General features: G+C 69.2%; 6 protein-coding genes. 3 read left to right on the top strand and 3 right to left on the bottom strand.

The window, feature by feature from the left end:
* Positions 1–428 precede the first annotated feature (428 nt).
* Both ABT254_RS11240 and ptsP read left to right on the top strand, forming a co-directional pair.
* The gene (locus tag ABT254_RS11240) at positions 429–878 is read left to right on the top strand and encodes a PTS sugar transporter subunit IIA (protein ID WP_351466877.1); all 450 of its coding nucleotides are present in this window, start codon (positions 429–431) and stop codon (positions 876–878) included.
* Between the two features lie 78 nt (positions 879–956).
* Positions 957–2,627: a phosphoenolpyruvate--protein phosphotransferase gene (gene ptsP, locus ABT254_RS11235; RefSeq protein ID WP_351466874.1), complete on the top strand. Its 1,671-nt coding sequence runs from the start codon at positions 957–959 to the stop codon at positions 2,625–2,627.
* 81 nt (positions 2,628–2,708) lie between these two features.
* Here the strand turns inward: ptsP and ABT254_RS11230 are convergent, their stop codons facing one another.
* Together ABT254_RS11230 and ABT254_RS11225 are read right to left on the bottom strand one after the other, a co-directional pair.
* A complete protein-coding gene (locus ABT254_RS11230) occupies positions 2,709–3,602 on the bottom strand; it encodes a DUF8829 domain-containing protein (protein WP_351466871.1) in 894 nt (297 codons plus the stop codon).
* 22 nt (positions 3,603–3,624) lie between these two features.
* Entirely contained in the window at positions 3,625–4,836 is a 1,212-nt protein-coding gene (locus ABT254_RS11225) for an MFS transporter (RefSeq protein WP_351466869.1), read from the bottom strand.
* Positions 4,837–4,947: 111 nt separating this feature from the next.
* Here ABT254_RS11225 and ABT254_RS11220 point away from each other — a divergent pair, with 111 nt between their 5' ends.
* Positions 4,948–6,267 (top strand): aminotransferase class I/II-fold pyridoxal phosphate-dependent enzyme, encoded by a 1,320-nt coding sequence (locus tag ABT254_RS11220; protein ID WP_351466867.1) that lies wholly within the window; start codon positions 4,948–4,950, stop codon positions 6,265–6,267.
* A gap of 10 nt (positions 6,268–6,277) precedes the next feature.
* Here ABT254_RS11220 and ABT254_RS11215 read toward each other — a convergent pair whose 3' ends face one another.
* The gene (locus ABT254_RS11215; protein WP_351466864.1) at positions 6,278–8,245 is read right to left on the bottom strand and encodes an acetoacetate--CoA ligase; all 1,968 of its coding nucleotides are present in this window, start codon (positions 8,243–8,245) and stop codon (positions 6,278–6,280) included.
* Positions 8,246–8,295: the final 50 nt, after the last annotated feature.

Raw genomic sequence — 8,295 nt, 5'->3', positions numbered from 1 at the left:
TATCAACATATCTGGCGTTGATTTTTGGCACGCTGTTGAGTTCTCAAGGAACGGACGCTTCCTTTGTACTCACCCTCTCGGGCTTTCCTCCGGGCGCTTCCCTTCGGTGTTCCAAACTCTATCAGTGTTTTTCCGTCCCCCTGACCACCTGGCTGCAGACATGCAGAAGGTGACCCCGAGATAGGATCTGACAAGTGTGGGTGCTGCTGAAGCCAGGACACTCAGTGGCGCCGCTCGGCCTCAAGCAGGAGTACGACTGTACACGCGGCCGGGAAGCGCGTGCAAATTGAGCGAGCTGGTGGTCTAGACCACTATCCGGTATCTTCCATGCGGAACCGCCAGTTCATCTGACATACGCTGCTCCACAGTGCGCCGTCCGGTACAGGCAGTGACGGCCCATATGGATCTCCACCTCTGGGAGGCTTCCCATGACCACCGTGACGTCCCCGATCGCAGGACGCGCCATCGGCCTGGCTGCAGTGCCTGATCCCGTCTTCTCCGGGGCCATGGTGGGCCCGGGTACGGCCATCGACCCCGTGCGCGAACCGTCCGAGGCCGTTGCTCCCGTGGCCGGAGTCATCGTCTCTCTTCATCCGCACGCTTTCGTCGTCGTCGACGAGCAGGGGCACGGTGTGCTCACACACCTTGGTATCGACACCGTGCAGCTCAACGGTGACGGCTTCGAGCTGCTGGTGAACAAGGGCGACACGGTGACACGGGGACAGGGCGTGGTCCGGTGGAACCCGGCGGCCGTGGAAGCGGCCGGCAAATCCGCGGTGTGCCCGATCGTGGCGCTCGAGGCCACTGCCGAGGCTCTCTCCGATCTTCGTGACGATGGTGACGTGAAGGCGGGCGACAGTCTTTTCGTCTGGAAGTGACGTCAGTGCCGTCATATGACGGCGTGCAGGACAACCACGGCGGCGGCGGGACCCGCCGCACTATCGGAGACGGGTGAGATGGAGACAACGCTGCGAGGCGTCGGTGTGAGTCACGGTGTGGCGATCGGCGAGGTTCGGCACATGGGAACGGCGGTGCTGGAGCCGCCTGCCAAGCAGATTCCGGCGGAGGACGCGGAGCGTGAACAGGGGCGCGCCCGCCAGGCCGTGGACGCTGTGGCGGCCGATCTGATGGCGCGCGGCAATCTGGCCGGGGGCGAGGCCCAGGCGGTGCTCGAGGCGCAGGCCATGATGGCGCAGGACCCCGAGCTGATGGCGGACGTCGAACGGCGTATCACCGTCGGAAGCACGGCCGAGCGTGCCGTGTACGACGCTTTCGCCGCCTACCGGGCCCTGCTGGCCGGTGCCGGCGAGTACCTGGCCGGTCGTGTGGCCGATCTGGATGACGTGCGGAATCGTATCGTCGCCCGGCTGCTCGGGGTGCCGATGCCTGGTGTTCCGGACAGCGACGAGCCGTACGTTCTTATTGCACGTGATCTTGCGCCCGCCGATACGGCGCTGCTCGACCCCGCACTGGTCCTCGGTTTCGTCACCGAGGAGGGTGGGCCGACCAGCCACAGTGCGATTCTGGCGCGGGCGCTGGGTGTTCCGGCCGTCGTGGCGCTGCCGGGCGCCGGTGAGCTCGCCGAGGGCACGGTGATCGCTGTCGACGGCAGCACCGGCGAGATCTTCGTGAACCCCAGCGAGGACAAGAAGGCGCAGCTGGAGGCCGCGGCCGCCGAGCGCAAGGCAGCGCTCGCCGCCTCGACCGGTCCCGGCGCCACCTCCGACGGTCACAAGGTGCCGCTGCTGGCCAACGTCGGCGGGCCTGCGGATGTGCCCGCCGCCGTCGAGGCCGGGGCTGAGGGTGTGGGCCTGTTCCGTACCGAGTTCCTCTTCCTGGACGACAGCAAGAACGCCCCTTCGGAGGCGAAGCAGGTCGAGGCGTACCGGCAGGTGCTCGCGGCGTTCCCCGAGGGCCGTGTGGTCGTCCGTGTACTGGATGCCGGCGCGGACAAGCCGCTGGAATTCCTCACTCCGGCCGACGAGCCCAATCCGGCGCTGGGCGTTCGCGGTCTGCGGACGCTGCTCGATCACCCCGAGGTTCTGCGCACCCAGCTGACGGCGCTCGCGAAGGCCGCGGAGGGGCTGCCGGTCTACCTCGAGGTCATGGCCCCGATGGTGGCGGACCGTGCCGACGCCAAGGCGTTCGCGGACGCCTGCCGTGAAGCGGGACTGCAGGCGAAGTTCGGCGCCATGGTCGAAATTCCTTCGGCCGCGCTCCGGGCTCGGTCGATTCTGCAGGAGGTCGAGTTCCTGTCCCTGGGGACCAACGACCTCGCGCAGTACACGTTCGCGGCCGATCGTCAGGTGGGTGCGGTGTCCCGTCTGCAGGATCCGTGGCAGCCCGCTCTCCTCGATCTGGTGGCGCTGTCCGCTGAGGCGGCGAGGGCCGAGGGCAAGAGCTGTGGCGTGTGCGGTGAGGCGGCGTCCGACCCTCTGCTCGCGTGTGTGCTGACCGGTCTTGGTGTCACCTCCCTTTCCATGGGTGCGGCGTCGATTCCTTATGTGCGGGCCACTCTCGGCAAGTACACGCTGGCCCAGTGCGAGCGTGCTGCCGCTGCGGCGCGGGCTGCGGAGAGCGCCGAGGATGCGCGCACCGCGGCTCAGGCGGTGCTGTCCGGCGAGTAGCCGAGTCGGCACGTCGGCTGATTGTTTCGCCGGCTGTTCTTGAGGGGCGTTCCACCCGCGGGTGGAACGCCCCTTCTGCTGTCAGTGGCGGTGACCCGGTGTCTGTCCTTCCTCCCCGAGGTCCGGCGGTACGCAGTAGTCGACGTCTGATTCCGGGGAGATCAGGTCTCCGGATTCGATGTCGGTGCAGTAGGCGTCGAAAACCTCGCCGGCCGTGAGGGGTTCGAGGCCTTCCCCGCGCAGACGCCAGCCGTAGACGCGGTCGGTGGTGCCGGGGGCGCTGGTGCGAATGACGAGTCCGCCCGGGCTCTGGGTGGCGATGCCGAGAGCCAGGACAGTGGTGAATTCGAGGGCTTCGGCCTCGTCGAGTTGGATGGCGCCCTCGTCGTCCTCGTCGGCGTGGAGGGCGGACAGGAGCGTCTCGGGTGTTGCCGTGACACTGCAGACGAGGTGGCGCTTGCCTGCCCCTGCTGTGTCGAGGATGCGTACGAGAAGGTGGGAGGCGCGTGTGAAGGCGGCGCGGCCGATGTCCTCGCCGCAGGAGGCGCAGGCGCCGAGGCGGGCGAGGAGTGTCGATGCGTACTCCCAGGTGGCCTGGCGGACGGCCTCGTCGACAAGGGCGGGGACCAGGTCGGCCAGGGGCTGGCCCTCGTAGGGAAGCACGGGTCCTTTGGTGGCCAGTTCGGCGGTGAAGCGGGTGCGGCTGGACTGGACGTCGGGGTCGAGGCCCGTGTCGGCGCAGAATTCCGCGTACTCCTGCGGGTCGAAGAGGGCGACGGCGGTGTGGCTGCCCTGGGAGGCGCGTGTCTTGAGGAGCGCCTCTACCTGTTGGAGGTAGCTCGTGTGGTTGTCGAAGGCGAAGCTGCGGTAGCGCCGCATGGCACGGAAGTCGTGCTCGTCGGTCAGCAGGCCGATGGTGCCTGCGATTTCGCGACGCAGGTCGCGTCGCATCGTCTGGTGGTCGTTGTGCGCCATGTTTCCCCCTGTACACGGTCGATCAATGCTCACTCACAGTAACCGGCGGCACTGACAATGGCGTCCGCGTGAGGCGATCACGGACCAGGCGGTGCTGAATCAGGCAGGTCAGGCCGATGATGGCGCCGAAGGTCAGCCAGCCGGCCGGGCCCGTGGTGATGGCGGCGGTGACGGCCAGTGGCCCGACGCTGCGTTGGGCGGACTGGGCCAGGCCGTGCACGCCGAGGTAGGCGCCCTGCGCGGTGCCGGGGGCCAGGGCGACGGAGAGTTCCCAGGAGATGGTGGCGTGGAGCATCTCGGCAACGGTGAAGGCGACAGCCGACGCCGTGAGGAGCAGGGTCGCGGTGACGGTTTCCCCGGTGGCCGAGAGCGCCATGGCGATGCCGCCGAGAGCGAAGGCGGCTGACAGCGGGAGGAGGAGCGCGCGGGCGGCCGCAGTGGTGGTCCCGAAACGGGCCAGGGGAACCTGGAGGGCCACCACCATCACGTTGTTGAGGACCAGGAGCAGGGGTGCGAGGCCGTGTGGTGCGTTGCCCGCGTGTGCGATCCACAGCGGAAGGCCGACCTTGAAGACGGCGTCGTCGAGGAAGAGAACGGTTTCGGTGGCGACGTAGGCGAGGTAGGTGCGGTCGCGCCAGGGATTTGCCCTGGTCGTCTTGGTCGCGGGTGGGGTCTTCGAGGTGGCGACAGTGCGGGAGGCGGACGGGGGCTCGCCGCAGCGCAGGGTGAGGAGGGCGGAGGCAAGGAAGGAGAGGGCGTCGCCGGCGAGGAGCCACTGATAGGCGGAGGTGGTGCCGAGGGCCAGGGCGGCCGCGGCGGCAAGACCGCCCAGGGCCCAGCCGGCGTTGGCGATGGTGCGGTGGACGGCCTGGTAGCGGACGCGGTCGGGTCCTGCCACGCGGGTGGCGTAAAGCCTGGTGAGGACGCTCGCCGCGCGGTCTCCGAGGCTGCCGACCGCGGAAAAGGCGAGGAGCAGGGCGTAGTCGTTCGTGGTGAGGAGCGCCAGGGAGGCCACTGCGCGCAGGAGTTGGACCGCGAGCAGAACGCGGGTGAGCGGGAATCGGTCGGCGATGCGGCCCCCGAGGGGCGCTCCGGCGATGCCGATGGCTCCGGCGGTTGCGGCGAGCGTGCCGACCTGGGTGACGGAGAGACCCGAGACGTAGGTGAAGTACAGGACGGAGACGGACGCCCACAGCCCGCTGCCGATGCGGTCGACGAGGGCGATGGTGAGCATTCTGCGTCCGTCACGCCCTCCGGGTATGCGGCTCGACCATGCGGCTGCGCGGCGCATCGGATGCACTGCTCCCCCTTGCCTTCAGTTATGTACTGATACATAATTTTCAACGTGGCAACACAATATGGGATCTCTGGTACGACGGCCAAGGGAATTGCGGCGTCCGTCGAACGGGCCGTGACGGATGGGTCGTTGAGGCCCGAAGCCGCGCTGCCTCCCGTGCGGCGGCTCGCGGATGACCTCGGAGTCAGCCCCGGCACCGTCGCCACCGCCTACAAGGAGCTGCGTCGGCGGGGCATCGTCGTCACACGCGGGCGGGGCGGGACCGTGGTGGCCCCGGCTCCCGCGGTGGCCTCACGGCGGCCGCCCAAGGTCCCACAGGGGCTGCGGGACTTGTCCGGCGGACATCCGGATCCCGCCCTGTTGCCCGCTCTCGTACCGCCGTCACGGCTGTCCCCCGGTGCCCGTTCGCACCGTTCGACGCCGAGGCTGGCGCGGCTGGAGGACGCCGCGCGTGACTGGATGGGGGCCGATGGGGTCCCCGTGGAGCATGTGACCTTCGCGCATGGGGCGTTGGATCTGATCGGACGGCTGCTGTCCGTGGAGTTGCGCCCCGGCGACGCCGTGGCGATGGAGGACCCGGGGTACCACCATCTGCTGGACCTGATCACCGCGTTGGGGCTGCGCATCGTGCCGGTGGCCGTGGACGACGAGGGTGTGCGCCCCGAGGCCCTGCGGGGGGCGCTGCGGGCAGGTGTGCGAGCTGTGGTGTGCAGTCCTCGGGCACAGAACCCGTACGGTGGCTGCTTCTCCGTGGCACGCCGGGACGCGCTCGTGGACGTGCTCGGGGACCAGCCTGACGTGCTGGTCGTCGAGAACGACCACGCGTCGGCCGTCGCCGCCGCGTCCCTCCACTCACTGACCGGGAGCGGATTGACCCGCTGGGTGCATGTACGCACGGTGAGCAAGTTCCTCGGGACCGACCTGCGGTGGGCGGCGGCCGCGTGCGACGCGACGACACTGGCCCGCCACGACGGGCGGTTGCTGCTCACCTCCGGATGGGTCAGTCATCTCCTCCAGGAGACCGTGCACGGGTTGCTGACCGACACCGCCACGCGCGCGTTGGTGGCGCGTGCCCAGGAGACGTACGAGGTGCGCCGCGGCGCACTCCTGCGTGAGCTGGAAGACCGCGGCATTCCTGCGTGCGGAGCCAGCGGGATGAACCTGTGGGTGCCCGTGCAGGACGAGTCGGCCGTGGTGAACGGGCTGCGCTCGTACGGCTGGTGGATCGCCGCCGGGGCCCGGTTCCGGTCCTCGTCGCCCCCAGGGGTGCGGATCTCCGTGCCCGAGCTGGAGCCGGTCGACGCGGGGCGACTGGCCTCGGACTTCGCTGCCGTGCTCGGTGAGTCCGAGGCCACCTACGGCGGTTGAGAGGGCCGGGTCAGGCGCGTTTGCGGGCGAGGTCCTCGTAGAAGTGCAGCAGATCCAGGTTGTCGATGGAGCCCGGGTTGACGGCCTTTTCCAGCGGAGTGCCCTGGAGGAGGCGTTTGACGGGGACCTCGATGCGCTTTCCGGTGAGGGTGTGCGGAATGCCGGGGACCTCGATGATCTCGTCGGGTACGTGGCGCGGTGAGAGCTGCTCGCGGATGGTCTGCTTGATCCGGGCCAGCAGGGCCTCGTCCAGGGTGGCGCCGGCAACGAGGTGCACGAACAGGGGCATCCAGTAGCCGCCGTCAGGTTGTTCGATGCCGATGACGAGGGATTCCCTGATCTCGGGGATGCGCTCGACGGCTTCGTAGATGTCGGCCGAGCCCATGCGCACGCCCTGGCGGTTGAGCGTCGAGTCGGAGCGGCCGTGGATGACGACCGAGCCGCGGGAGGTGACGGTGATCCAGTCGCCGTGGCGCCATACACCGGGGTAGGTGTCGAAGTAGCTGTCGTGGTAGCGGCTGCCGTCGGGGTCGTTCCAGAAGCGGGTCGGCATCGACGGCATGGGGTTGGTGACCACGAGCTCGCCGACCTCGTCGATCAGGGGCTTGCCGGTCGGATCCCAGGACTGCAGATCGGTGCCGAGGCCGGGTGCCTGGAGCTCGCCGATGTACACCGGGAGGGTCGGTACGGCTCCCGCGAAGCAGGAGCACACGTCCGTGCCGCCGCTGACGGAGGCGATCCACAGATCGTCGCGCACCTCGTCGTGCAGCCAGCGGAATCCGTCGGGCGGCAGCGGGGATCCGGTGGTGGCGACGCACTGGACCTTGGAGAGGTCGAAGTCGCGGGCCGGGTGGACGCCGGCCTTGCGGCAGGCCATGATGTACGCCGCCGAGGTGCCGTAGAGGGTGGCTCCGGTCCGTTCGGCGATGCGCCATTGGGCGCCCGTGTCGGGGAAGCCGGGGCTGCCGTCGTAGAGCACGATCGTCGTTCCGGTGAGGAGGCCGGAGACGAGGAAGTTCCACATCATCCAGCCGGTCGAGGTGTACCAGAAGAAACGGTCCTCGGGGCCCAGGTCGCAGTGCAGGCCGAGCTGTTTGAGGTGCTCGATCAGAATGCCGCCCTGAGACTGGACGATCGCCTTGGGCAGGCCGGTCGTGCCCGAGGAGTAGAGCACCCAGAGGGGGTGGTCGAAGGCGACCTGCTCGAAGAGCGGTTCCACGTCCGCGCTGGTCAGGGCGGACCACTCGAGCGCCCCTGCGGGGGGCTCGGTGCCGAGAAGGGGGATGTGGACGACGGCACGCAGCGTGGGCAGTTCGTGGCGCAGCTCGGCGACGATGTCGCGCCGGTCGTGCTCCTTGCCGCCGTAGCGGTAGCCGTCGACGGCGAACAGGACGACCGGTTCGATCTGCTGGAAGCGGTCCAGGACGCTGCGGGCGCCGAAGTCGGGGGCGCAGGACGTCCAGACGCCTCCCACGGCGGCCGTGGCGAGGAGGGCGACGACGGCCTGCGGGATGTTCGGGAGGTAGCCGCTGACGCGGTCTCCGGGGCGTACGCCGAGGGCGCGCAGTTCGGCGGCCAGGGAGCCGACCTGGCGGCGCAGCTCGGACCAGGTCACCGGGCGCGGCTCGTGTGTCTCGTCGACGTGCAGGAGGGCCGGTTCGTCCGCGCGGGTGGCGGCTGCGCGCAGGGCGTGCTCGGCGTAGTTGAGAGTCGCCCCGGGGAACCACTGGGCGCCCGGCATCGAACGGTCGCCGAGTACGCGCGCGTAGGGCGTCGAAAACCGTACGTCGAACCACTGGGTGACGGCTTCCCAGAACGTGTCCAGTTCGTCGACGGACCAGCGGTGCAGTGCCGCGTAGCCGCCCTCGGCGGGAGCGCCGTGCTGCTCGGCCGCCCAGGCCTGGAACTTCGTGACCTGCGCCTGGGCGATGCGTTCCGGATCTGGCTGCCAGAGCGGCTGGGGGTTCACGGTCGACATGGGGCGGCTCCCGGACTGTGCGCGTCGTATGCGTCGGTCGCGCACGGGCT

The organism is Streptomyces sp. NPDC001137 (assembly GCF_040298885.1).
Taxonomy (GTDB): domain Bacteria; phylum Actinomycetota; class Actinomycetes; order Streptomycetales; family Streptomycetaceae; genus Streptomyces.
The sequence above is the reverse complement of the archived record's forward strand: the minus strand, read 5'-3'. Positions and strand labels throughout refer to the sequence as shown.